21 protein-coding genes and 1 other annotated feature are annotated in these 23,380 nt (G+C 35.4%); of the genes, 2 read left to right on the plus strand and 19 right to left on the minus strand.

Annotated features, from left to right (window positions below; translation table 11 throughout):
* Positions 1–2 precede the first annotated feature (2 nt).
* Positions 3–1,379, minus strand: coding sequence for a hypothetical protein (locus tag QE109_RS03905; RefSeq protein ID WP_281093090.1), 1,377 nt, complete (start codon positions 1,377–1,379; stop codon positions 3–5).
* Positions 1,380–1,523: 144 nt separating this feature from the next.
* On the opposite strand from QE109_RS03905, the gene QE109_RS03910 reads away from it, so the two are divergent.
* The gene (locus tag QE109_RS03910) at positions 1,524–1,712 is read left to right on the plus strand and encodes a DUF4250 domain-containing protein (RefSeq protein WP_281093091.1); all 189 of its coding nucleotides are present in this window, start codon (positions 1,524–1,526) and stop codon (positions 1,710–1,712) included.
* Positions 1,713–1,781: 69 nt separating this feature from the next.
* On the opposite strand, the gene QE109_RS03915 is transcribed toward QE109_RS03910, so the two are convergent.
* From QE109_RS03915 to QE109_RS03985, 15 genes are all read right to left on the minus strand, one after another.
* A complete protein-coding gene (locus tag QE109_RS03915) occupies positions 1,782–2,960 on the minus strand; it encodes an acetyl-CoA C-acetyltransferase (RefSeq protein ID WP_281093092.1) in 1,179 nt (392 codons plus the stop codon).
* 10 nt (positions 2,961–2,970) lie between these two features.
* Positions 2,971–3,690, minus strand: a complete 720-nt coding sequence (locus QE109_RS03920; protein WP_281093093.1) for a beta-ketoacyl-ACP reductase — start codon at positions 3,688–3,690, stop codon at positions 2,971–2,973.
* Between the two features lie 53 nt (positions 3,691–3,743).
* Positions 3,744–5,288 carry an acyl CoA:acetate/3-ketoacid CoA transferase gene (locus QE109_RS03925; RefSeq protein WP_281093094.1) on the minus strand — a complete coding sequence of 515 codons (1,545 nt, stop codon included), beginning with the start codon at positions 5,286–5,288 and terminating at the stop codon, positions 3,744–3,746.
* A gap of 241 nt (positions 5,289–5,529) precedes the next feature.
* Positions 5,530–6,891 carry a GntP family permease gene (locus QE109_RS03930; protein ID WP_281093095.1) on the minus strand — a complete coding sequence of 454 codons (1,362 nt, stop codon included), beginning with the start codon at positions 6,889–6,891 and terminating at the stop codon, positions 5,530–5,532.
* 12 nt (positions 6,892–6,903) lie between these two features.
* Positions 6,904–7,392: a hypothetical protein gene (locus tag QE109_RS03935; protein ID WP_281093096.1), complete on the minus strand. Its 489-nt coding sequence runs from the start codon at positions 7,390–7,392 to the stop codon at positions 6,904–6,906.
* A 305-nt stretch (positions 7,393–7,697) separates the two neighbouring features.
* Positions 7,698–9,401 carry a sigma 54-interacting transcriptional regulator gene (locus QE109_RS03940; RefSeq protein ID WP_281093362.1) on the minus strand — a complete coding sequence of 568 codons (1,704 nt, stop codon included), beginning with the start codon at positions 9,399–9,401 and terminating at the stop codon, positions 7,698–7,700.
* 64 nt (positions 9,402–9,465) lie between these two features.
* A complete protein-coding gene (locus tag QE109_RS03945; protein WP_281093097.1) occupies positions 9,466–10,218 on the minus strand; it encodes an exodeoxyribonuclease III in 753 nt (250 codons plus the stop codon).
* Between the two features lie 176 nt (positions 10,219–10,394).
* Entirely contained in the window at positions 10,395–10,787 is a 393-nt protein-coding gene (locus tag QE109_RS03950) for a DUF2177 family protein (RefSeq protein WP_281093098.1), read from the minus strand.
* Between the two features lie 16 nt (positions 10,788–10,803).
* Complete coding sequence (locus tag QE109_RS03955) at positions 10,804–11,397, minus strand: superoxide dismutase (RefSeq protein ID WP_281093099.1); 594 nt, start codon at positions 11,395–11,397, stop codon at positions 10,804–10,806.
* Positions 11,398–11,515: 118 nt separating this feature from the next.
* Positions 11,516–13,315, minus strand: coding sequence for a diguanylate cyclase (locus tag QE109_RS03960; protein WP_281093100.1), 1,800 nt, complete (start codon positions 13,313–13,315; stop codon positions 11,516–11,518).
* 78 nt (positions 13,316–13,393) lie between these two features.
* Entirely contained in the window at positions 13,394–14,599 is a 1,206-nt protein-coding gene (locus QE109_RS03965) for a YibE/F family protein (RefSeq protein WP_281093101.1), read from the minus strand.
* 70 nt (positions 14,600–14,669) lie between these two features.
* Complete coding sequence (locus tag QE109_RS03970; protein WP_281093102.1) at positions 14,670–15,182, minus strand: ferritin-like domain-containing protein; 513 nt, start codon at positions 15,180–15,182, stop codon at positions 14,670–14,672.
* Between the two features lie 49 nt (positions 15,183–15,231).
* A complete protein-coding gene (locus QE109_RS03975; RefSeq protein ID WP_281093103.1) occupies positions 15,232–15,510 on the minus strand; it encodes an STAS domain-containing protein in 279 nt (92 codons plus the stop codon).
* A gap of 3 nt (positions 15,511–15,513) precedes the next feature.
* Positions 15,514–17,514, minus strand: a complete 2,001-nt coding sequence (locus QE109_RS03980) for a methyl-accepting chemotaxis protein (protein ID WP_281093104.1) — start codon at positions 17,512–17,514, stop codon at positions 15,514–15,516.
* Position 17,515: 1 nt separating this feature from the next.
* Entirely contained in the window at positions 17,516–18,898 is a 1,383-nt protein-coding gene (locus tag QE109_RS03985) for an ATP-binding protein (RefSeq protein WP_281093105.1), read from the minus strand.
* 342 nt (positions 18,899–19,240) lie between these two features.
* On the opposite strand from QE109_RS03985, the gene QE109_RS03990 reads away from it, so the two are divergent.
* The gene (locus tag QE109_RS03990; RefSeq protein WP_281093106.1) at positions 19,241–19,993 is read left to right on the plus strand and encodes a winged helix-turn-helix domain-containing protein; all 753 of its coding nucleotides are present in this window, start codon (positions 19,241–19,243) and stop codon (positions 19,991–19,993) included.
* Positions 19,994–20,093: 100 nt separating this feature from the next.
* On the opposite strand, the gene QE109_RS03995 is transcribed toward QE109_RS03990, so the two are convergent.
* The 3 genes from QE109_RS03995 to QE109_RS04005 all read right to left on the minus strand — a co-directional run bounded on the left by QE109_RS03995 (position 20,094) and on the right by QE109_RS04005 (position 23,314).
* Positions 20,094–20,303 (minus strand): heavy-metal-associated domain-containing protein, encoded by a 210-nt coding sequence (locus tag QE109_RS03995; RefSeq protein ID WP_281093107.1) that lies wholly within the window; start codon positions 20,301–20,303, stop codon positions 20,094–20,096.
* 44 nt (positions 20,304–20,347) lie between these two features.
* Positions 20,348–22,756, minus strand: a complete 2,409-nt coding sequence (leuS, locus tag QE109_RS04000) for a leucine--tRNA ligase (RefSeq protein ID WP_281093108.1) — start codon at positions 22,754–22,756, stop codon at positions 20,348–20,350.
* Between the two features lie 36 nt (positions 22,757–22,792).
* Positions 22,793–22,994, minus strand: a binding site (T-box leader).
* A 68-nt stretch (positions 22,995–23,062) separates the two neighbouring features.
* Complete coding sequence (locus QE109_RS04005; RefSeq protein WP_281093109.1) at positions 23,063–23,314, minus strand: YkuS family protein; 252 nt, start codon at positions 23,312–23,314, stop codon at positions 23,063–23,065.
* Positions 23,315–23,380 lie beyond the last annotated feature (66 nt).

Raw genomic sequence — 23,380 nt, forward strand, 5'->3', positions numbered from 1 at the left:
AATTATAATCCTGTGTTTGAAAGAATCATATCTTTTAAAAGATCTTTGTTTTCAAAGAAATAATCTACTAAGCTTAAGATGCCATCACGTTCATCAGCAGGTAGAATTTCAGAATTTGTTTTCAGATCTGACATTAGCTGATTTAGTGCTTCACCTTCAATTATATTAGTCAGCCCTTGATCGACCATATCGTTGCCGATTTCAGATGCTAAACCTTCATCTTCTATCATATCTATTATAGATATACTGTTTTCAGGTAATGACAAAGCTTTTGTGACAACGTCATTGTCATATGCATTATAAGTGACTGTTTGTACCATATTAAAACCCATCATATCCATTGCATAACTCAACTGACGAATATTATACTTACTATCTATCGCAACTTTAATATTGTAGGTTCCAATATCTACCATAGACTGGCTTAATTGATATTGAGCATCTTGATAGGTAGCAATCATTTCATCCATTGCTTTATTCCATTCTGTATCAAAGTTAGTATCAATTTCTACTATTGCTGCTTCTACCTCTGATTTTTCGATTTGTAATATTTTATAATCTTCAGAACTGATTACTAGATTTAAAACTTCAATTGTTTTGCTCTTTAGCAACGCTTTCAAATTTTCATCAGTTTTTGCTTCGCTTAGCAAATCAACATATAATTTGAGCAGTTCATCCATAGTCATAGAAACCTGTAATTCATCGCATTTGATTTCTTTACCATTTGACAGCAACACGCTTACTTTATCACCTTTTTCAAGATTTACTAGTGCATCACGCAAAATTGTTTCATACCCCTTATAATCTTTTACAAGCGCTTTAAACAAAGGATCTTTTTCCATATCAAATAGATCGATGTACTTGTTAAAATGTAGTTCTGACAAATCTACACCACTCTCATCTTTGATCATTTGAAATAATTCAGCTTTGCTCATAGTAAAACTCTTATCATAAAAGGTTTTACTCTCAATCGCGATCTGTTCTTGAGTCAACCCTATACCGAAATCAATCAAAGGCTGATCTGCGTAGTTTATACTCAATGCTTCTGTAAGAAAAAGTTCCTTTTGGTCCATATTAGTTTTCATAACAATATCGCCACTAAACGATATCTGATCAACTAAAGATGTAACAAACTTGGCCATTGCCTCTGGCTCAGCAGAAAAAAAGCTTAAACTATCCGTTAAAGTTGCTTCATCAACACTTAAACTTGCTTTTAAAGTAGCATCATATGCCGTATGATTATTTTGAGTTGCACTGTATAATAAATAATTCACAGGATTACTTTTTATAATGATTCCTTTACCCAGTGTAAATCCTAAAGCGCCAACAACTACAACGCAAAGCACAGCAACTGTTATAATAATGCTTTTCTTATTCATATCTTGTCCCCCATATCCAATTAATTTTTCTATGTACTTATTGAATTGATGTTGTCAAACCCATACATATCTTTTAACATTATAACATAATAGTAGATGCAAATTATTAAAAATCAATTAGACTATTCTGAGAAGGAGGCAATTATGGAATTTAGTATACCACATGACCCAATCATATTACTTGGGATGATTAACATGAAACTTCGAGATTTTTATCCAAATATGGAATCTTTATGTGAAGACCTTGGAGTCGACATCATAGAAGTTACCCAAACGCTCCTTGATGCTGGGTTTAAATATGATTTCACAACCAATCAGTTTCATCAAATCTAAAAAAAAGACACTTCTTGCCCATGGGGATGGGCGACAAGAAGTGTCTTTTTCATTTCAATTTTACCTCATTTATGGTCTTTCAATGAGTAATGTCGTACCCATTCCGCCACCTATACAAAGTGTTGCCAATCCTTTTTTAGCGTCGCGTTTTTGCATCTCGTGAAGCAAAGTAACAAATATACGCGTTCCACTTGCGCCAACCGGATGACCGATTGCGATTGCGCCGCCATTTACGTTTACGATCTCAGGATTTAATCCTAAATCTCTCACCACTGCAAGCGATTGTGCAGCAAAAGCTTCATTCGCTTCTATAAGTTCCAAATCTTCAACTTTCCATCCTGCACTTGCAAGAGCAGCCTTAGATGCTGGAACTGGTCCATAACCCATAATTGATGGATCTACACCTTTTGTACCAAACCCCTTAACGATAGCAAGAACTTCTAGTCCAAGTGCCTTCGCTTTTTCTAGACTCATAACAACAACCATAGCTGCGCCATCATTGATTCCAGAAGCATTTCCAGCAGTAACCGTACCCTCTTTTTTAAATGCTGGTCTTAATTTTTGTAAAGATTCAATTGTTGTTCCATGTTTGATATATTCATCTTGATCAACAACAACTTCACCTTTTCTAGTTTTAATCACTACTGGAACAATCTCATCTACAAATCTACCTTCTTTTTGCGCTTTTTCAGCTCTATTTTGACTTGTTAAAGCAAATTCATCTTGTTCTTCTCTAGATAAATTCCATTGTTCAGCAATATTTTCAGCTGTTATCCCCATATGATAATCATTAAATGCATCTGTTAGTGCATCTTTAATCATATGATCTTGCATTTGTACATGTCCCATCTTACTTCCCCAGCGACTTTGAGTCGCGAGGTAAGGTGCATTTGACATACTTTCCGCACCACCACAAAGAATCGTGTCAGCGCCACCACTACCAATAATTTGAGCTGCTAAACTAATCGCTCTTAGTCCTGAACCACAAAGTATATTAAGTGACATTGCAGGTACTTCCACTGGCACACCGGCCTTCACTGCAATTTGTCTTGCTATATTTTGACCTTGACCAGCACTTAAGATATTGCCAATGATCACTTCATCTATAACGCTTTCAGAAATTTTTGCGCGTTTAATTGCTTCTTTTGCCGCCACAACGCCTAAATCAACTACAGATACATCTTTAAGTGCACCACCGAAAGAACCCACTGGTGTTCTAACTGCAGCAACTATTGCAACTTCTCTCATGAAAATCCTCCTATAATCTTAATCCACCATTAACAGATAAGTTATGGCCTGTTACAAATGAAGATTCATCACTTGCTAAGAACAATACTGCATTTGCAATTTCTTGAGGCTCACCAAGGCGACCAAGCATTGTTTTCGCTCTAATTGGATCAAGTACTTTATCAGGTACTGTTTTCATCATCTCAGTATTCACATAACCTGGTGCAATACTGTTTACTCTTACTGCAGCGCCTTTTCTTGAAAATTCCTTTGCCCATGTTTTCATCATTCCAATTACGCCAGCTTTAGTTGCAGCATAATTTGATTGACCAACATTACCATATTCACCAACAACTGAAGCGATATTGATGATACTTCCTGCACCATTTTCCATCATTACTGGACTGATAAATTGCGTCATATTAAATACGCCTTTAAGGTTAACATTGATTACTGCATCCCACATATCCTCAGTCATTTTATTAATAAGAGCATCTCTAGTAATACCTGCATTATTTACCAAAATATCAATTTTGCCATATTCTTTTACAATTGTTTCAACAAAAACTTCGATAGCAGCTCTATCCGTTACATTAAGTGCATAACCTTTAATATTAGCTTGTTCAAATTCAGCTGCATTCATATCAACCGCGATAACTTTTGCACCTTGTTTTTCAAATGTTTCACAAATTGATCTTCCTATCCCTTGAGCGCCGCCAGTTACGACAGCCACTTTGTCTTGTAATCTCATTTTTGTCACTCCTTATATTTAGTATTTGCCATTTATTTAGTATTTATCATTCCCTATAATTCGAGTCCCATCTTTTCTTCGTTGAATATTCTTGCATCCATTTCCTTTAACGGCTCTGCAATAGCAGGTTTAAATTCCATTTGATCCAAAATATCTCTTTGAAGATCTACACCTGGTGCTATCTCTGTTAATGTTAATCCATCTGCTGTAATTTCAAAAACTGCCCTCTCGGTTACATAAATTACAGGTTGATGGGTTTCAAATGCATAGTCACCAGAAAATGTTACTTGTTCAACTTCTTTTATGAATTTTTTTGATCTACCCTCATTAACTATTTGAAGTTTACCGTCTGAAATTGCAATTTCAAGACCTCCAGCAGTAAATGTACCACAGTATACACATTTTTTGGCATTTTGAGAGATATTGATGAAACCACCACATCCAGGTACTTTAGGACCAAATTTAGATACATTGACATTTCCACGACTGTCACATTGCGCCAGTCCTAAGAAAGTTACATCTAAACCACCACCATCATAAAAATCAAACTGATAGGGTTGGTCAATAATCATGTCTGGGTTAGTTGCGGCGCCAAAACTTTGTCCACCAGCAGGTATACCACCAATTGTACCAGCTTCTGTAGTGAGTATTAAACCTTCTATTCCCTCTTCATTTGCTACGATAGATACGCCTTCTGGCATACCAATACCTAGGTTTGTAATTGCATTTGCTTTTAATTCCATCGCAGCACGTCTTGCAATTAACTTTCTTTCAGATAAAACCATTGGTGGTATGCTTTTCACTGGAATTCTTATATCTTGGCTATAAGATGGATTGTATTGTTCTGCAAAGGTCTGCATATGTTCTTCTTGAGAGGCTTCTACAATTGCATCCACATAGATACCAGGAATTTTTACGAGCTTATGATTTAAAGTGCCCTCTGAAACAACTTTCTCAACTTGTAAAATTACGATTCCACCAGAATTCTTTGCAGCTTGTGCTATTGAAAGCATTTCAAGGCTTAGCGCCTCTTTTTCAAATGTACAATTGCCAAACGGATCTGCATAAGTACCGCGTATAAATGCAACATCTATCGGAAAAGATTTGTAATATAGCCATTCTTCACCACCGAGGTTTATGAGTTCAACCAAGTCTTCTTTGGCTGAGTTATTGATCTTACCACCCTCAAGTCTTGGGTCAACAAAGGTTTTTAGACCAACTTTTGTTACTACTCCTGGTTTTTTACCTGCAATTTCTCTAAAAAGATGTGATATAACACCTTGAGGAAAATTGTATGCTTCAAGCTTCTCATCTAGTGCTAATTTGCCAAGTTTTGGCGCAAGTCCCCAGTGTCCACCTACAACGCGTTTAACAATTCCTTCTTGACCGAAATGGTTCAAGCCTCTATTTTTACCGTCACCTTGACCTGCTGCATAAACAAGTGTCAAATCTTTAGGATGTCCCGTACTTACAAATGCATCTTCCACACCTCTGCTAAGTGCTTCAGGATGCATATTACCTACGAAACCACCAGTAGCAACGGTACTACCATCTTTTATAAGTGCAATCGCAGCTTCAAGCGTCATCACCTTATTCATGTTAGTCCCTCCGAAATATAATAACAGTGCCAACTGTTATCTAGTCTATTTTAATCCCAACTTTATATTCATACTCATATAGAACGATAGGGCGGGGTCAATACTCGACCCCATCACCTCTACATCGTCGTTATTACTTTTACTATTACTACTACTTTTACTGATATTTTTTCTTTGATATCTACTACATTCTTCATTAAAATCTAAGTTATTTTATATCCAAAATTTCTTTAAATCTAAATTATACGATACCGAATAATAGATATGATAAACATACAACGATAACCGTTAACAATGGAATTACAACTGTTAAAGCAGCTATATCAAGATATGCTTCCTTGTGATTAACTTTACATACTGATAATAATGTGATTACCGCACCACAATGTGGTAACGAATCAAGTCCACCAGCTGCTATCAGCATGATTCTATGAAGTGCACCTGGGTCAATACCCATTTGTAGGAATTCTGGTGCTAAAACTTCAAGTGCAATAGCCGTACCACCTGAAGAAGAACCAACGATACCTGCAAGTAATGTTGTAGAAAATGCAACTTTGAAAATTGAAGGAATACTCATTGCAACAATTGCGCCTTTTACAGTACCAAAAGCAGCAAGAGATTTGATAACGCCACCGTAACCAACTTCAGATCCAGTATTAAAAATAGGAAGTAATGAACCTACAGCGCCTTCAAAAATTACTTTATTCGTATTTTTAAGGTATTTTCTTAAAGCAATTAAGATAAATACAATTGCAGTACCTAAACCAATAATTACTGGCCATGTGCCATCTACTGTAGCATCTGGGTTGTAAGCATGAAGTTTAGCGATAACAGAATCAAGTTTAAAGTACCAATTTGTTAAAACAAAGTTCATAACGAAAACAATAATGATTGGTGCAATTGCGATCCAGAACTTAGGGATATTGTCATACGTTTCAACTAATCCTTCATTTTCGTGAACGCCATAACCTTCACCAGCCGCATTAAGTTTCTTAGCACGACGATTAAGCCACCATAAACCACCAAAGAACATACAAGCTGATCCAATGATTCCTAACCAGAAACCTGCATATATAGTTGTTCCAAAATATTTTGTTGGCATTGTATTGAGATATTGAGGCGAACCTGGCATTGCAGTCATTGTAAAAGTAAATGCGCCAAGAGCGATTGCTGCTGGAAGTAGACGTTTTGGAATATCTGCTTCTCTATAAAGCATAGCGCCGATTGGATACATTGCGAAAACTACAACGAATAGTGAAACACCACCATAAGTGAGTAAGCTTGTTGCAACAACTACTGCTGCGATTGCATGCTTCTTGCCCAACTTTTCAGAAATAAAGTGTGCGATAGAAGTAGCTGCGCCAGTAACGCCCATTAATTTACCAAAAATTGCTCCTGCAAGGAATACAGGGAAGTAAGATTTGATATAACCTGCTGCTGCTGGCATGAAAATACTTGATAATGCGTAAAGCGCTGGAATTTCTCCAGAGAGCATTGCTGCAAGCATAGCTAAAAGTGGTGCGAGTACTAACACTGTAATTCCGCGGTATGCCAAATACATAAGTGCGAAAAGTGTCATAATAATTGCCAATACACCTAACATTTTTTTGTCCCCCTAACTTAATAGTTTGATGATTTCATATAATACATAGAAAAGTATCATGACATTAACACCTATCAACGCCATTAAAACACCATTAGTAAATAATTTACCTTTTGCAAGCATTTCAATGTGCTTAGGATGAAATTTCTTCTCGCCAAGTCCGTTTTTTGAATCGTCAATCATAGTCTTTAAAAAAGTACTCATTATGACAACCGCAACAGCTAAACTTAAAAGATATACCAATCCTAGTTGGATAGAATAGATGGCTTCTATGACAGAAACAAATGAGGTAACCAAGATCGCAAATACAAAATATTCTTCAAACTTAAAATAGCGATGCTTTTGATCATATGCCTCTGAAATAATCATACGTATAAACACCAATGCCAAGTGCACGTACTTGTACTCCTGAGGATAATAAATCTGTTGAATAAATACCACTACAAGCAATACCTGATAAATCAAATTGAAATATCTTGGGTTCCTAAGTGCTTTAACCATAAAGTACATCCTTTCTTACGTCATTTTACTTTCACTTTATTAAAAGCAATTCCCGTGCCAAAGTATAAGTCCACTTTTACGCGCTTTTTCACTCTTTTTGATAAAATTATATAATAAATGCAATAAAATATTGATAAAAAGAAAACAAGTGTAAATTAATACTTACACTTGTTTGTGTTAAAATTGGACAATGTCAACTTTCGTTTACACTTATATGAATTTGAGCTTATTTGTAAAAAAATAATTACACATTTAGTTTTCATATTCAAACATAAGACTAAAAAACATAGAAATTTTCAAAAAATTTATTTCATATCATATTTTTCTAACTTCTTATGAAGTGCCATTCTTGAGATGCCCAGATCTATAGCTGTTCTACTTTTATTGCCCTTAAAGGAAATTAATCTTTCTAAGATAATCTTCTTTTCAGCAGCGTCAACAAGTTCTTTGAGAGGTTCGCCAGTGGAGGTTAGCTTTCCATTATTAATATGTGCCGGAAGATGCCATGGTTGAATGAACTCTTCGCCCTCCATAATATTGTAGGCACGCTCAATGACGTTTTTTAGTTCACGTATATTGCCTTTCCAATCATAAGAGAACAGTTGCATCTGAGTCTTTTCCGATAGTCCTTTTAAGTTACCATGATTCTCTTGATTCAACTGATCTATAAAGTGATTAGAAAGTAAAATGATATCTTCCTTTCGCTCCCTCAATGGTGGAATCATTAAATTGATCACATTTAGACGATAATATAAATCTTCTCTAAATTCTTTTTCTTCGACCATCATCTTTAAATTTCTATTAGTTGCAGCAATAATGCGAACATCAATCTGTTTGGGTGAGTTTGAACCAATGCGCTCAACTTCACCTTCTTGCAATACTCGGAGTATTTTGGCTTGCATCTGAAGTGGCATATCACCAATTTCATCTAAGAAAATAGTCCCTTGATCAGCGAGTTCAAATTTTCCAATCCGGCCATTTTTATCAGCACCGGTAAACGACCCTTTGTCATATCCAAAGAGTTCAGACTCTAATAAATGTTCTGGTATTGCAGCGCAATTGACCTTAATAAAAGGCATCTCTCTTCTGTGACTAGATAAATGAATCGCATGAGCAAAAAGTTCTTTCCCGGTACCACTCTCACCTTGAATCAAGACACTGGACTTTGAATGTGCAAGTTTGTTGACATAGTTTTTTAGTTTGTTGATTTCATCATCACTTGTAATGATTTGATTTAAACTGTATTTCGCTCTGTGTAAACTGCTTATTTCTGATTTCAGATTCTTTAGTTCTCTCTCAACACGGCTAAATTTCTTGTTAATATTCTGAAGTTCAGACACATTTCTAAATATTACTTTTCCAATTGCCCCAGCTAATTTTCCATCAACATAATAAGGGATACGTGTTGCCACCATGTAATCTCCATGTATTTCTTGAAAGTCATTTACTTCAGGGATACCCGTTTGTGCAACAATGTGCATCCTTGTATTTTCAATCACTTCTGTAACGTGTTTACCAATAACTTGATCGCCTTCTATTCCCAAGAATTTCATGTATGCATTGGAAATCATAGTTATATAACCATTTGAATCAACTACCAATATACCATCATAGGCAATCTCTAGAACTGTCTTTAGCACAGACATCTCGCTTCGATCCGCCTCAATTCTACTACTGAGTTGTTCAATTCTTGTAATATCATCAAAAATAGAAATTGCACCAATTACTTTTCCATCTTCAAAAAGTGGAACTCTAGAAGCAACGCAAGCTCTATTATGAACGTTTAATCTTATGTTTCGCTCAATTTTTTGAGTGACCATTGTTTCAGTTAACTTTGACTCTGGATAAACCGTAAGCATCGGCATACCTATGGCACTTTCTAGTTTCACTTCAAGCAATTCTAACGCTCTAGCATTGATATGTGTCACAATCCCAGTAGTATTTATGACGACAATTGCATTGGTGAGCTCTTCAAATACCATTTGGTTTTCATCTAGGCAATTAAACATTTTTTCCAAATAGGTTCACTCCTTTAAAGTTATTACCTTTACTTCATGCAATTATTGTACCAAGTTATATAATCTCAAAAATAACTGGACAATGATCACTTCCTGTAACTTCTGGCGCGATACCTGCAGATTTAAATCTTGCTTTTAGTGTTTCAGAAGCAAGAAAATAATCAATTCGCCAACCCACATTATTTTCTCTTGCTTTGCCAAAATACGACCACCAAGTATAGGCATCTTTTTGATCAGGATAAAAATATCTATACGTATCAATAAAACCCGCATCGATTAAATCCGTCATTTTAGAGCGCTCTTCAATTGTAAAACCAGCACTTCGCATATTTGACTTTGCATTTTTGATGTCTATCTCTTTATGAGCGACATTTAAGTCTCCACAGACAATTACAGGTTTATGTTCTTCGAGCTTTTTCAGGAAGGCTCTAAAGTCATCTTCCCATCTCATGCGATATGCTAGTCTTTCAAGTCCTGATTTTGAATTCGGTGTATATACTGTTACCAAATAAAATGTATCAAGTTCAAGTGCAATCACGCGTCCTTCTTGGTCATGTTCTTCAATACCAATTCCCATAATCACATTTAATGGTTCTTGCTTTGAGAAAATAGCTGTTCCTGAATATCCTTTTTTTACAGCATAATTCCAATATTGATGGTAGCCTTTTAAATCCAGGTCGATTTGACCTTCTTGCAGCTTTGTCTCTTGGAGACAAAAAAAATCAGCATTGGATTCTTCAAAATAATCTAAGAATCCCTTTTTAACACATGCTCGAATACCATTTACATTCCAATTCACAAATTTCATAAAGTCTCCCTGCAAAAAAAACATGTAACCAATATAGTGTCTATTTGCTTATAGTATAACAAATTTTTCAAATAACATAAACCTACTCTATCCATCTTTACATAAGAATACCCCTTACAATACCACTCTAAGAACTTCGTTCTTAAGGTAGGTCTTGAAAGGGGTACATCATCCGTTTATTTATCAAGATATCCTATGATTAAGTAGCTAACTGTCGCAGTAAGAGTCGATAAAACTGTACCCCAAACCAAATCAATAAAGGTTATAGTCAAGGGCCACGATTTTACTGTAGCCAGATTCGTTAAATCATAAGTCGCATAAGTGATTAAACCAAAAAGTGCTGCAGATACGACGAGGTGTGTAAAATCATTTGCTGGCATAATAACAAAATATAGCAAACCAATTACAAACAACATATAAAAGACAATCGCTGCGATCCAGTTAACTTTATCTGCCATCAAGTAGCCTAAATATTTTGAATAGATGTTTTTAGCAACAAAGCCAAGCCAAAACATATCAATTACTAAAAAAACTACAAAAGTAATGAAAAAATTCCTCACCATCGCCATAAATTCACCTCAATTTCTATAATCTACTCTCAACAATACGCCAATCTACTATATTCCAAAAAGCATCAATGTAATCAGCTCTTTTGTTTTGATAATTCAAGTAATAAGCATGTTCCCAAACATCAAGTCCAAGTAGCTCGGTTAGACCTTCAGAGACTGGTGAATCTTGATTTGGTGTGCTTACTACCTTGAGTTTATCACCATCTGTAACAAGCCATGCCCATCCACTTCCAAATCGTTTTAAAGCTGCTTCCTTAAATTTTGATTTAAAATCATCAACCGAACCAAAATCTGCAACAATTTTGGCTTCAAGTTGTGGTGACATAGGATTTCCACCTGGCGTTAAACTTTCCCAGAATAAAGAGTGATTATAATGCCCGCCGCCATTGTTCCGAACTGCTTGTCTAATTTCTTCTGGAAGTTGATCTAGCTTTTTAAGCACTTCTTCAATTGACCAATTTTCATAATCTGATTTTCCTTCAAGCGCTGCATTTAGATTAGAAACATAAGCACCATGATGTTTTTGATGATGGATTTCCATCGTTTTAGCATCTATATAGGGTTCCAATGCACTGTTTTCAAATTTAAGATTTGGTAATACATATTTCATAATGACCTCCTAAGTTGATCTAATATATTTTAATAGTTACTTTTTTTAACCATTAGATATATATCCACAACATCTAGTTGATAATCATTATCAATGCCGTTGTAATAATTTTGTAATATTAGCAATCAATTGCAGTTTGATTTTTACCATTACTCTTTGCTTTATACAAAGCCTGGTCTGCACACTGAATCCATTCTTCCATCGTGACAGTATCACTTGGTATAAAATTAACCATTCCTAGACTTAAAGTTACACGTGTTGTTATACCTTCACCTACAGGAATTTCGATTTCTTCAATTGCTCTTCTCAAGTTTTCACATACTTCAAAAGATTCAGCTTTAGAATAGCCTTGAAGAATTGCTGAAAATTCTTCACCACCATATCTTGCGATCAAATCTTTTTTCTTAGTAATATTTTGATTAAAAGCAGCACTCACTAACCTAAGACAATCATCACCTGCTAAGTGACCGTAAGTGTCGTTAAATAATTTAAAATTATCCAAATCCATCATGACTACTGTCATCGCTCTACTACGCTCTTTATTTTTCGAAAATGACTTATAATAAAAATCATCAAATTTTCTACGATTTGGGAGTCCAGTTAGACCATCACTAAAAGATAAGCGACTTAATGATTCATTCATTTCTTGCAAATCTCTTGTACGCTCAGCAACTTGACTTTCAAGGCTTGCTACTATATTGGTTAATTTTATAGCCATTTCGTTAAAAGAGCGGCTTAATTGGCCCAATTCATCTCTTCTGATTTCATCACTGATAAAATCGTATTGTCCCTCAGCTAATCTTTTAGATGCCATGTTGAGGTTTAATATTGGTCTTGTAATCCAACGCGATAATAGCCATGCCAGTCCAATGAACAAAATACTACTTAAAGAAACTAAGACTACGGTTTGTCTCATGGCTGAACTCATTTTTCCTAAGACATCTTCTTTAGATAACAGAATATATATTTTCCAATCTAAATTTTCATTATTGTATTCTTTAGAGACTATATAGTAACTCTGATCTCCTATTATAATATCATGTTGGTCTTCCTGAGTTGTATTCTGTATAGCAGCTTTTATTAGTTTATTATCACTATCTTTTGCATTTACAAGTTTAGATTCCCCATTAATCATTTGAAAAATCTCATCAGATGCCTTAGAGGAAGCTACCAATTGACCAGATGAATCTGTGATGAACACCATTCCATTTTCCCGAGTTGGGATACTTGCTAATGACTCTCCAAGCCAAGTCAAAAGATAATCAGATCCAAAAACACCTATGAGTTTATCGTCTACATAAACAGGATAACTTGCCGTTATTGTGGGCAACTTAAAGACAAAGTGATTATATACATCACTAAAAACAGGTTGGTGTTCTTGAACTGCCTTCGTGTACCATGGACGCGTCGTTGGGTCAAACGCATCAAACTTCTCCACAAAATCCAGTGCAGTTCCATCACTTGCTATATTATAATACTCGGATGCACCATTAGTTGATTGATCATTTTTAACAACTTGTAGATCGTTATTGATTGTTCTCCTAGCGCCATAAAAGCGTTTATCAGGAAATGCAACGTATGACATAGCAACTTCAGGAAATTCTGAAACCAATATTGAAAAATAACTTTCCCTATTTGTCGAATTATCAATTTTTAAAATACCGGATTCTAAATTTTTAACATTTATAACATTCAATTGAAGGGCTTCACTAAAATGATGAGCTAACAACTCTTCAACTTGAATCAATGCTTGCTCTGATATTGTTTCAACGGTGATTTTTGAAACCTGATTTGCGCCATTTAAAAGCAAATACATCAATATCACTATAACAACTAGCAAAGGGACAACAAACGGAATGATAAATGCTGTTCTAATTGACTTAAACCGATACCATCTCAAAGGTTTTTTTAATCTCATATGTAATCTCCCATCAGTCAGTATACAATTATTACCCACATATTTTGATTAATCTCACAATCATAAAAAAAGAAGAGATTAAACTCTTCTTTTTAAGTGATTTCTATTGTTTCCACGAGAATATAAGAAACCTGAAACCATTGCAGTAAGTGGAAGTGTCATCAAAATTCCCAAACTACCAATTATGGCTTGTAAAATCTCTATAACCACCATTTCACGATTCATCAAATCAAGCAAAGAGGGATTGTAAGTAATTAACAGTAAAACCGTTGACAATGAACTCCCTATATAAGCCAACACCAAAGTGTTTGCCATGGTACCCATGATATCCTTGCCAATGGTCATACCAGAAGAAAAAAGTTGCGCAAAAGAGTGTGCAGCATATTTTTCCTTCATTTCATATAACGATGACGAAATTGACATTGATACGTCCATAACAGCGCCCATTGCACCAATTAAAATCGCACCAAATATAACCCCTTTTAAATCAACTGGGTGATCCGGATTCATCAATAGCAAATAAACAGATGCTTCATCAACAACACCAGTCAATTTTAAAAATAAATCCATTACAAGTACAAGAACTGCGGACAAAATTATACCGCTCATACAACCAATGATTGCAGCCATTGTCTTTTGGTTAATACCACTTACTACAACAAGTGTCATAACAACAATAAAAACACAAATCAACATTGACCATAGATAAATGTTGAAACCGGACAATACTGCAGGGATAAATACAAAAAAGATTGCCATAATAGTCAAAATAAGCGAGAACAAAGTTTGCAAACCTTTTGTGCCACCAAATATCAATAGAAGCACTGCAAATATCACGCCCAGAACTATCAATATATTAGTTCTGTAATACTCGCCGAATACCCAATTTGTTCCATAGTACTCATTGTCCGCTTCATAGAGTAAAATTTTATCTCCTACTTCAATTTCTTTTGGCAACACCTTGAGATAATTGTTTAGACTTTGAAGTACGTCCACAGTATTTCCTTTCGAATCACCTGATGAAAATTTAGCTTTGAAAAGGATATCTTTAGACAAAAAATTTATGCCTTCATTTGTATCAAGATCGTCTTGAATCACATCTACAATTTCTGTTACAACTGCGCGCTCTACATTCATTTGATTCTCAGCGTTTAACTCAAACATATTTTTACTAGCAATTTTATTTCCTACAAAAATCATTAATACCGAAACCAATATCACTAAAAAATAGAGTCCGCCATATTCTTTCTTTTTCTTTTTTCCTTTTACGATTACTTTTGCCATGAATTATCCTCTTTGTCGTTTCAACAAAAACGCAAAAGCAAATGCTTTTGCGTTTCTGAAATATTTTATACTATAATCTAAACTTCCTAATATCGTCTTTCATTCTCTCGATATCAGTTAAAAAATCTTCTATGTCATGTTCATGCTCTAACTCATCGTTTAAAATCGTAATTGCCATCTGATAAGTTGAATGGTCTTTCCCATTTGTAAACTCAGCAATTTCCTCATAACGTTGAATTGCGCATCTTTCACCCTCAAGATTTTGTTTAAGTATCTCTTCAATATAAGGATCTGTCGGTTCTGCATATGGACACTTTGCATACTCTAACCAAAGAGCCGGATTAAGTAGTGGTGTGCCACCTAACTGTAGTATCCTATTAATTAATAATTCAGCGTGACCAAATTCTTGAGTTGCATGAAGCAAGAGTTCTGGTTCAACTTCACTTCTCATTGGACCTTCCATTACTCTAGCACCAACCCAGTACTGATAATATGCAAGCCATTCTTCGGCTAAAGCCTCATTGAGCATCCTAATTAATTTTTCAACATCCAAGTTTGCAATTGCAATTGCTTTCTTACCCATAGTAACCTCCTTATTTTAGTTATACCTCTACTAGGATTATACTCTTAATTTATAATATCGTAAAGATTTGATCTAGACGCGTCATGCTAAAAACGCGAGCTACATCTTTTTGCAGGTGTTTCAGCACAATTTTACAATCCATTTCCTTACACTTTTTGTATAGACCTACAAGGACACCTAATCCAGTACTGTCTATAAAATAGCATACTGAAAAATCGAGTTCAAAGGAAGTCGGCTCAGCCGCTAATAAATTGTAAGCCATTTCTCTAAATTTTGCTGCTTCTTGCACAGAAAATTGCTCTGGCATCTTAATAATTTCCATTTTCATGATCTACTCCTCAACTTTAAATTTTTCTACTAAAGTGTTTAATTCTGTAGCCATTGCAGTTAACTCTTCACTACCAGCAGCAATACTCTCTAATAGAGCTGTTTGCTCTTCAACTGCTGCTGCAACTTCTTGTGCGTTTGCAGAGTTTTGTTCTGACAGCGAAGAAACTGTATCAATTAAATTCAGAATAACTTCTGAACTGCTAACTTCATTATCAGTTATCTCTACAATTTTCTTAACATCATTTGAAACTGATCCCACAGACTCATAAATTCTAACAAATGCACGGTCAGTCGCCTTCGCCTTTTCAACGCCAGTATCAACAGCGATATTTCCTTCGTTCATAGACTTAACTGCTAGATCAATTTTTTGGATCATTTCTCCGACAACTTTTGTAATTCCGTTAGCTTCATCACCCGTTTGCTCAGCTAATTTTCTTACCTCTTCAGCTACAACTGCAAAGCCTCGTCCGTGTTCACCAGCTCTAGCTGCCTCTATCGATGCATTAAGCGCCAATAAGTTAGTTTGGTCTGAAATAGAATTTATTGTTCCTATAATACCCTTTATTTCAGAAGATAAAGCTTCTAATTCTTTTAAATTTTCACTTGTTACATCAGTTAAAGATTTAATCTCGGAAATAGACTTTAAAGTATTCTCTATACTTTCTCTTCCAACTCCAACACTTTCAAGTGTAGATAAAGTGTTTTTATCTGATTCTATTGCATTTATTTTCGCAAGTTGAATTAAGCTACTCAACTGTAAAATAGTTTCAGTTGTTTCTAAAATCGATTTACTTTGAGATGAAGAATTATCGGCAACATCCTGTATTGCTTTTGCCACACTTTGCGATGCGTCACTGACCTCATTGGTTGAACTTGCGATATCATCAGAGGACTTAGCAACTTCATTTGCTCCTGTTTTTACTTTATAGACAATTCCATTTTGATGTTCAATCATCTTATTAAAAGCGATACCAATCTTCTCGATTTCATCCCCTGTTTTGATTTGAGAAGAAACCGTTAAATCACCGTCTCCAGCTAAAGTCATCAGATTCGATAGTTTAGCAAGTGGCGATGTAACACTTTTCGTGACAAACAAATAACTAATCAACATCGCGATAATTAAGGAAACTACCATGATAGCGATCAGTAAGTTTCTAATTCCTAGTGTCGTCGACATATAGTCATCATAATTTGCAGTAATCGCCAATCCAAAGTTGCCTACAGTTGTATATTTAACATATTTCTTTACGCCTTCATAAGTATATGTTTTGCTCCCAGACTTATTTGTTTGTACATCTGCTAACATCTCATTTAGCGTTGGTATATTAAACTCATCCATATGTTTGTTGAACTCAAACTCCTGATTTATATGTGATAAAATCAAACCTTCATTATCAAACATGAAGCTATAACCACCATCAAAAACTTTAATCGATTTTGCATGTGCAGAAATAACATCAAACTTAATGGTTGTGATAATTGTTCCTACAACGTTATTGCCTTGTTTCAAAGGTTGTGCGATAGCAATAACTGGTAAATTCGTTACTTTGGATATAATGGCAGCGCTCTGGCCGATACCACCAGCTAAAGCATCTTGATAATACTTGCGGTCGCTTACATCAATCGATGAGTTCATGTCATTGCTTGCTGTTATTGTTTTACCCTTGTTATTTGTAATTAGAATCATCTCTACAACATCACTGTGTGCTTCAGCTGTACTCACGAGTTGTTTGTATACATCCGCTTTAAGGGATGTATTTCCTGCGGCAAAATCAATGATACCGTTATCTTGACTCATAATTGCACCTATTAACTGTGCACCTTCAATTTCACTGCCTATTGCATCAGCTGTTAAACTTACTAAATCATCTAACTTATCGTATACAGATGTCTCTGTCGCATTGGTAAATTGTATTAAGGATGTTATCCCAAGCGTTGCAAGCGGAACTAAGATAACAAACAACATAATCAGCATAATTTTTAATTTTAAACTTTTCAACATTTCATACCACCCTATTCGTTATTTTTGCAATCACACTATTCCCAGTTAAATATAAAGTATCTACAAAATTATTAACTAGAAATAAACCTCTTCCACTTTCTTCTAAGATGCTCTCTAATGGCAGTGCATGTTTTACCTTAATACGCTCTCTTCTTGATTGTAAGTCGAAAATTTCTATATAAAGTTCTTTTGAATTAACATATACAATCACTTTAATTGGAACCTTATCATCCAAATCACTTCCATGCTTATATGCATTGGTTAACAACTCCATAAAGACCAACCGAAATGAAAATGGATCAACTTCAGTTGGTAACTTCTCAAGCATCACATCAATCCTGTTCTGTGCTTCCATAACACCGTGAAATATCTCTTCATAAAAAGTCCCTTGAAATGTGAAATCCATAAAAACAGAACATTGATCTCGCTGTTTTTCAACACCACTTATATAGAGTTGATTGGACAATTCCTCTGCCAATCGGAACACATCCGTCTTATATCGCTCTACAAAATCAAGGTTAAACTCAATATTACCTAAAGATAACCACTTAAGGGTCTCAATAGGGATCTTCATTAATTCATCCTCATCATAGCTTTCATCTAATAAATTGATAATCTCATCATCACTTGTACACATCACACCTGAACCACCGTGATTGATAAGATGTAGTATGCCTTTACAGCTATCAAGATGCCATATCTGATATGATAAACTTTTGATTTCAAGTGCCTGATCAACACGGTCTATTAGTTTTTCAGTCATTTCAAGTAGTGAGGTTGATTCGCTCTGCCATTCATAGCTGTTAATCACTCTTTGAAAATATTGCTCCATGGCTATTATAAATACAGAAGACAAAATCAGGTCATCTTCAAGTTCACCCACCCAACCAAAATGATGTTCTTCTATAGACAATGTGAAATAAAACGACTTCGGCCGAGATGTCGTCACATAGTGTAGTGGTTTGATGTAGCAACCATTTTGTACCCAATTTTGACTTAATGCTAAATGTCTTTGCAGCATCGATGCCTCTGACATTGAAACTTCATCACTCTTAGCCGGTTTCGCTACCGTTAGAGTTGCAGGTCTTCCGTTAATTTCAATGTAATTTGAGGTTAATTCAAGCCAAACCATTTTATCATCGCTTATATGTATTGGGTAAACCAAACTACCTAGTGACCTTTTCTTCTTTTTCATCTCAGACATTCTTTGACTAGCAAGTGGCTGAAATGTTTTGAGTATCGATTCTAGTGATTTTAACTGTATTGAAGGAATCAACTTTTCAGCACTTTTGTTGTATAATACAATTCGATTGTCTTGTATAATTACAACTGCATCTGTATATAAATCGATAAATTCCTTGTAAGCATTTAAATCGTTGTGCATAAGGACCTCCAATGCTCTATTCATGGAAAATAGTTGTGTAAAAACAACAGTATTAACTATTTTGAATTAATAATAGTTATTTTGCTTCATTCAGTATAGACTGTAAGAACTATTTTATCAACCATTGTATGATACTTTTTTTCTACTTTTTTAAATTATTGTAATCTTGCATTTCCTTACATTTTTTAAATGAATGCACTTTTTATATTGTAATGATATATAATATTTTGACGAGATAATTCCAGCTACACGCTTTGGTGCCCCAACAATGCATTATATCACATATTAAATATTCTATACCAAATGCTTGTCAAATGAATACTATATAAGGAGATTCCGTCTATGTCCAACCACAAAGTCATAGTTGTCGATGATGAAAATGATCATTTCGATGCATTGCATAGCTTTTTAGCAGTGCACGATATTGACTATCAGCGCTATCCAACTTTTGATACTTATTTAGATGAACACCATTTAAATGCTCATATACTTATAGCCGACTCAAAAGATATACTCTCAAAATTTCCAGTTTCAAAATGTGAAACTGAACAAAACTATCACAAGCTTTACAATTGTACATACTTAATTGCTTATGAACCTGATAATTGTCACGAAACATTAAAGAAGGCACTAATACACGGCGCTGATGATTATGTTTTATTTCCACTACACCACGAACTGCTTTGCTTAAAAATTCGTTCTCAGCAGAAAAAGCTTGCCTATCTTGAAGAACTTTACGCAATCGATCAAAATACCATTGTTCACAACAACATGGCAATCGATCCTTTTTCGAAGCAGATTTTTATGAATGGCAAAAGGATGGACTTAACGCAATCAGAATTCAATATCCTTTATACCTTAGCTAAGAAACCGAGTGAAGTTTTTAGTATGGAATATCTTTTTCAAATGATTACAGGACAAAAGAGCCTTGGGGACTACAATGCACTGATGACCCATGTCAGTCGTCTTCGAAAAAAACTCGCACAGATTGATCCTTCACACCACTATATTGTTACTGTTCGTAACCGAGGCTATAAATTCAACGCACATAAAGGGATTACTTCGCCTGAGGAAGTGAAAAATATGTATCTATAATCCCATTACACTTAATCCATTTATTCCCTCTATATCACACTTAAAACACAAATTAAAAGGAGCTCATCAATTTGATGATCAGCTCCTTTTTTAATTTTTCCTATTGAATTCCAACGACATCGTAACCAGCATCATCAACAGCTTCAGTCAAGATTGAATCAGCAACATCACTTGTTATTTCAAGTACGGCTATTTTGTCTTCTAAATTAACTTCTACAGTGCTAACACCCTCAACAGCGCTCAAAGCTTTTTCTACTCTCATCTTGCAATGATTACAACTCATACCCTCTATTGTCATTGTTTTTTTCATAGTTCCTCCACTGTTTCTTATCATTTTAATAGTCTAAACTACCCTTATTTTACAACAATGTTGAAAATTTTTCCAGGGACAAAAATTTCTTTTACAATAGTTTTACCATCTGTAAACAATTTGATTTTTTCATCAGCAAGCGCAAGTTCTCTTGCAAGTTCAGCAGTAGCATCTAAAGGAATCGAGATAAGGCCTCTTACTTTTCCGTTGATCTGCACTGCCATCTCTATGACATCTTCCATCACTTTATCAGGATTGAAGACTGGCCATTTCTGTTCAGTAATCATTCCCTCAAACCCCATCATCTCCCAAAGTTCTTCTGAAACATGTGGTGCTACAGGATTAAGAAGAAGCAATAGTGCTTTATATTCTGCTTTATTGACATGACCAACACGTTTGAAGTCATTGATCAAACTCATCATTGCTGCAATTGCTGTATTGAATTTTAAAGTTTCATAGTCTTCAGATACTTTTTTGATGGTTTTGTTCATGGTAATTTCTAGCTCATTTGAAAACGATTCGCCTTCAATTACATCTTGACTCATATTCCATACTCTATCTAAAAATCTACGACACCCTTTTACGCTGTTATCTGACCATGGTACACTTTTTTCAAAGTCGCCAATAAACATTTCATAAAGTCTTAACGTATCTGCACCTGATTCTTTGATAATCTCATCAGGGTTGACAACATTACCTCTAGATTTAGACATCTTCTCGTTATTTTCACCCATGATCATACCATGTGACGTTCTTTTGAGGTAAGGCTCTTTAGTGTTAACTTTACCAATATCAAAAAGGAACTTATGCCAGAATCTCGAATATAGAAGATGGAGTGTTGTATGCTCCATACCACCGTTATACCAATCCACTGGCATCCAGTAATTAAGAGACTCCATACTTGCGAATTCTTGATCATTATCTGGATCACAATATCTTAAGAAGTACCAGCTTGATCCTGCCCATTGAGGCATCGTATCTGTTTCCCTGTGAGCATGTCCGCCACATTTTGGACAAGTGGTTTCAATCCAGTCGGTCATTGCTGCAAGAGGTGATTCACCATTATCAGTTGGTTCATAGCTCTCAACTTCTGGTAATGTAAGTGGTAATTCTGAGTTTGGGATTGCAACCCAGCCACATTCTGGACAGCTAACTAGTGGAATTGGTTCTCCCCAGTATCTTTGTCTAGAGAATACCCAGTCTCTTAATTTGAAATTGACCTTCTTGGTACCTATGCCTTTGTCTTCTAAGAATTTAGCAATCACTTCTTTTGCCTCAGCAACTGCAAGTCCATCAATTACTGGAGAGTTTACAATGATACCGTCATCTGTATCTGTGTAAGCTTCTTCCTCAACATTTCCACCTGCTACAACTTCGATGATCGGCAAATTATACGCTTTAGCAAATTCCCAGTCTCTTGTATCATGACCAGGCACTGCCATAATGGCACCAGTACCGTATGTCATAAGAACATAATCCGATATAAAAATTGGAATTTCTTTTTCAGATGCAGGGTTAATTGCTTTTATGCCTTTGATCTCAACACCAGTTTTATCTTTATTGAGTTCTGTTCTCTCGAAGTCTGATTTAAGCTTGGCTTCATCTCTATATGCCATGAGTGCATCATAGTTTTCAATAAGCGACATTCTCTCATCAATCATCGGATGATCAGGACTCACAACCATGTATGTCGCACCATAGATCGTATCTGGTCTTGTGGTATAAACTTTAAGAGCATCACCAGCCGTAGTGGTAAAGTCAACTTCCATACCTGTTGATTTACCTATCCAGTTCTTTTGCTGCGCTTTTACCCGCTCAATATAATCTAAGTCATCAAGATCATCAATCAATCGATCCGCGTACTCTGTGATCTTAAGCATCCATTGTGATTTTGCTCTTTTCACAACTGGACTACCGCATCTTTCACAAACGCCTCCTACAACTTCTTCATTTGCAAGACCTACCTTACATGAAGTACACCAGTTGATATCCATTTCTTTTTTATAAGCTAATCCATTTTCAAAAAGTTTAATAAAAATCCACTGTGTCCACTTGTAATAGTTTGGATCTGTTGTATTAATTTCTCTTGACCAGTCAAAAGAAAGTCCAAGACTTTTAAGTTGTTCTTTAAAACGACGCACATTTTCTTCTGTAACGATTGCTGGATGAATCTTGTTTTTAATGGCATAGTTTTCAGTCGGTAAACCAAATGCATCCCAGCCCATGGTATAAAGGACATTATACCCCTCCATACGTCTCTTTCTCGCAACGATATCAAGTGCTGTATAAGGTCTAGGATGACCTACGTGTAAGCCTTGACCAGATGGATAAGGGAATTCTACCAATGGATAGTATTTAGGTTTAGTATAGTCATTGTAAGCTTTAAAGCTTTGCTTTTCATCCCAGATGTCTTGCCACTTTTTCTCGATTTCCTGATGCTTGTATTCGCGCATTTTCAAACCCCTTTCAAAAAAAATAAGAGCCCTTCGTTTAGAGACGAAGGGCTCGCGTTACCACTCTATTTGATCGCCGTGGCGATCCACTCAAAGCTTCTAACGGAGCTAACCGGTCCTAGCTAATATCACCAAGACAGCTCAAAGACGAGTTCAGCTAACTTTACTACCACTTTTCACCATACAGTGGCTCTCTACAAGTATCATTTAACTTACTATTTCTTGTCATTGCTTAAATATCCTAATGTCAGTATTATAATATAGCTTGGCAAACTTTTCAACACTAGAATACTTAATCAAGCTAAACTAATGCATATATTTTTCTACAAATGCGATAACTTCTATTTGCTTTAATTTTGAAGCGTCGAGAAGAACCATTTCATTATCTCCCTGACCCATAAAAGTCACCGGATCAATTTCTTCATATTCTTCATCAATGTCGTTGATAATTGTTATTCGGATATCACTCCCACCATCCCTAAATGGCACTACGTCATAGCCTTTTGATTTTAGTATTTCTGCTAATTCTCCTAAGCCTGTTTGGATTGCGATTTTCATACACGCCTCCTTCTACTCTTTTTCGAGTTCTCATAATACCAACAAAGTATCCCAACTTTATCTTAC

Origin of the sequence: Fusibacter bizertensis (assembly GCF_029914245.1) — a bacterium.
Classification (GTDB): Bacteria; Bacillota; Clostridia; order Peptostreptococcales; family Acidaminobacteraceae; genus Fusibacter_C; species Fusibacter_C bizertensis.

What these genes read in the sequence shown, in the direction of transcription:
- QE109_RS03935 (WP_281093096.1), bottom strand. Translation starts at nt 7,392, where the DNA reads ATGGTTAAAGCACTTAGGAACCCAAGATATTTCAATTTGATTTATCAG.
- QE109_RS03930 (WP_281093095.1), bottom strand. Translation starts at nt 6,891, where the DNA reads ATGTTAGGTGTATTGGCAATTATTATGACACTTTTCGCACTTATGTAT.
- QE109_RS03980 (WP_281093104.1), bottom strand. Translation starts at nt 17,514, where the DNA reads ATGTTGAAAAGTTTAAAATTAAAAATTATGCTGATTATGTTGTTTGTT.
- leuS (WP_281093108.1), bottom strand. Translation starts at nt 22,756, where the DNA reads ATGCGCGAATACAAGCATCAGGAAATCGAGAAAAAGTGGCAAGACATC.
- QE109_RS03905 (WP_281093090.1), bottom strand. Translation starts at nt 1,379, where the DNA reads ATGAATAAGAAAAGCATTATTATAACAGTTGCTGTGCTTTGCGTTGTA.
- QE109_RS03915 (WP_281093092.1), bottom strand. Translation starts at nt 2,960, where the DNA reads ATGAGAGAAGTTGCAATAGTTGCTGCAGTTAGAACACCAGTGGGTTCT.
- QE109_RS03960 (WP_281093100.1), bottom strand. Translation starts at nt 13,315, where the DNA reads ATGAGATTAAAAAAACCTTTGAGATGGTATCGGTTTAAGTCAATTAGA.
- QE109_RS03950 (WP_281093098.1), bottom strand. Translation starts at nt 10,787, where the DNA reads ATGGCGATGGTGAGGAATTTTTTCATTACTTTTGTAGTTTTTTTAGTA.
- QE109_RS03995 (WP_281093107.1), bottom strand. Translation starts at nt 20,303, where the DNA reads ATGAAAAAAACAATGACAATAGAGGGTATGAGTTGTAATCATTGCAAG.
- QE109_RS03965 (WP_281093101.1), bottom strand. Translation starts at nt 14,599, where the DNA reads ATGGCAAAAGTAATCGTAAAAGGAAAAAAGAAAAAGAAAGAATATGGC.
- QE109_RS03970 (WP_281093102.1), bottom strand. Translation starts at nt 15,182, where the DNA reads ATGGGTAAGAAAGCAATTGCAATTGCAAACTTGGATGTTGAAAAATTA.
- QE109_RS03945 (WP_281093097.1), bottom strand. Translation starts at nt 10,218, where the DNA reads ATGAAATTTGTGAATTGGAATGTAAATGGTATTCGAGCATGTGTTAAA.
- QE109_RS03990 (WP_281093106.1), top strand. Translation starts at nt 19,241, where the DNA reads ATGTCCAACCACAAAGTCATAGTTGTCGATGATGAAAATGATCATTTC.
- QE109_RS03925 (WP_281093094.1), bottom strand. Translation starts at nt 5,288, where the DNA reads ATGAATAAGGTGATGACGCTTGAAGCTGCGATTGCACTTATAAAAGAT.
- QE109_RS04005 (WP_281093109.1), bottom strand. Translation starts at nt 23,314, where the DNA reads ATGAAAATCGCAATCCAAACAGGCTTAGGAGAATTAGCAGAAATACTA.
- QE109_RS03910 (WP_281093091.1), top strand. Translation starts at nt 1,524, where the DNA reads ATGGAATTTAGTATACCACATGACCCAATCATATTACTTGGGATGATT.
- QE109_RS03985 (WP_281093105.1), bottom strand. Translation starts at nt 18,898, where the DNA reads ATGCACAACGATTTAAATGCTTACAAGGAATTTATCGATTTATATACA.
- QE109_RS03920 (WP_281093093.1), bottom strand. Translation starts at nt 3,690, where the DNA reads ATGAGATTACAAGACAAAGTGGCTGTCGTAACTGGCGGCGCTCAAGGG.
- QE109_RS03955 (WP_281093099.1), bottom strand. Translation starts at nt 11,397, where the DNA reads ATGAAATATGTATTACCAAATCTTAAATTTGAAAACAGTGCATTGGAA.
- QE109_RS03975 (WP_281093103.1), bottom strand. Translation starts at nt 15,510, where the DNA reads ATGAAAATGGAAATTATTAAGATGCCAGAGCAATTTTCTGTGCAAGAA.
- QE109_RS03940 (WP_281093362.1), bottom strand. Translation starts at nt 9,401, where the DNA reads ATGTTTAATTGCCTAGATGAAAACCAAATGGTATTTGAAGAGCTCACC.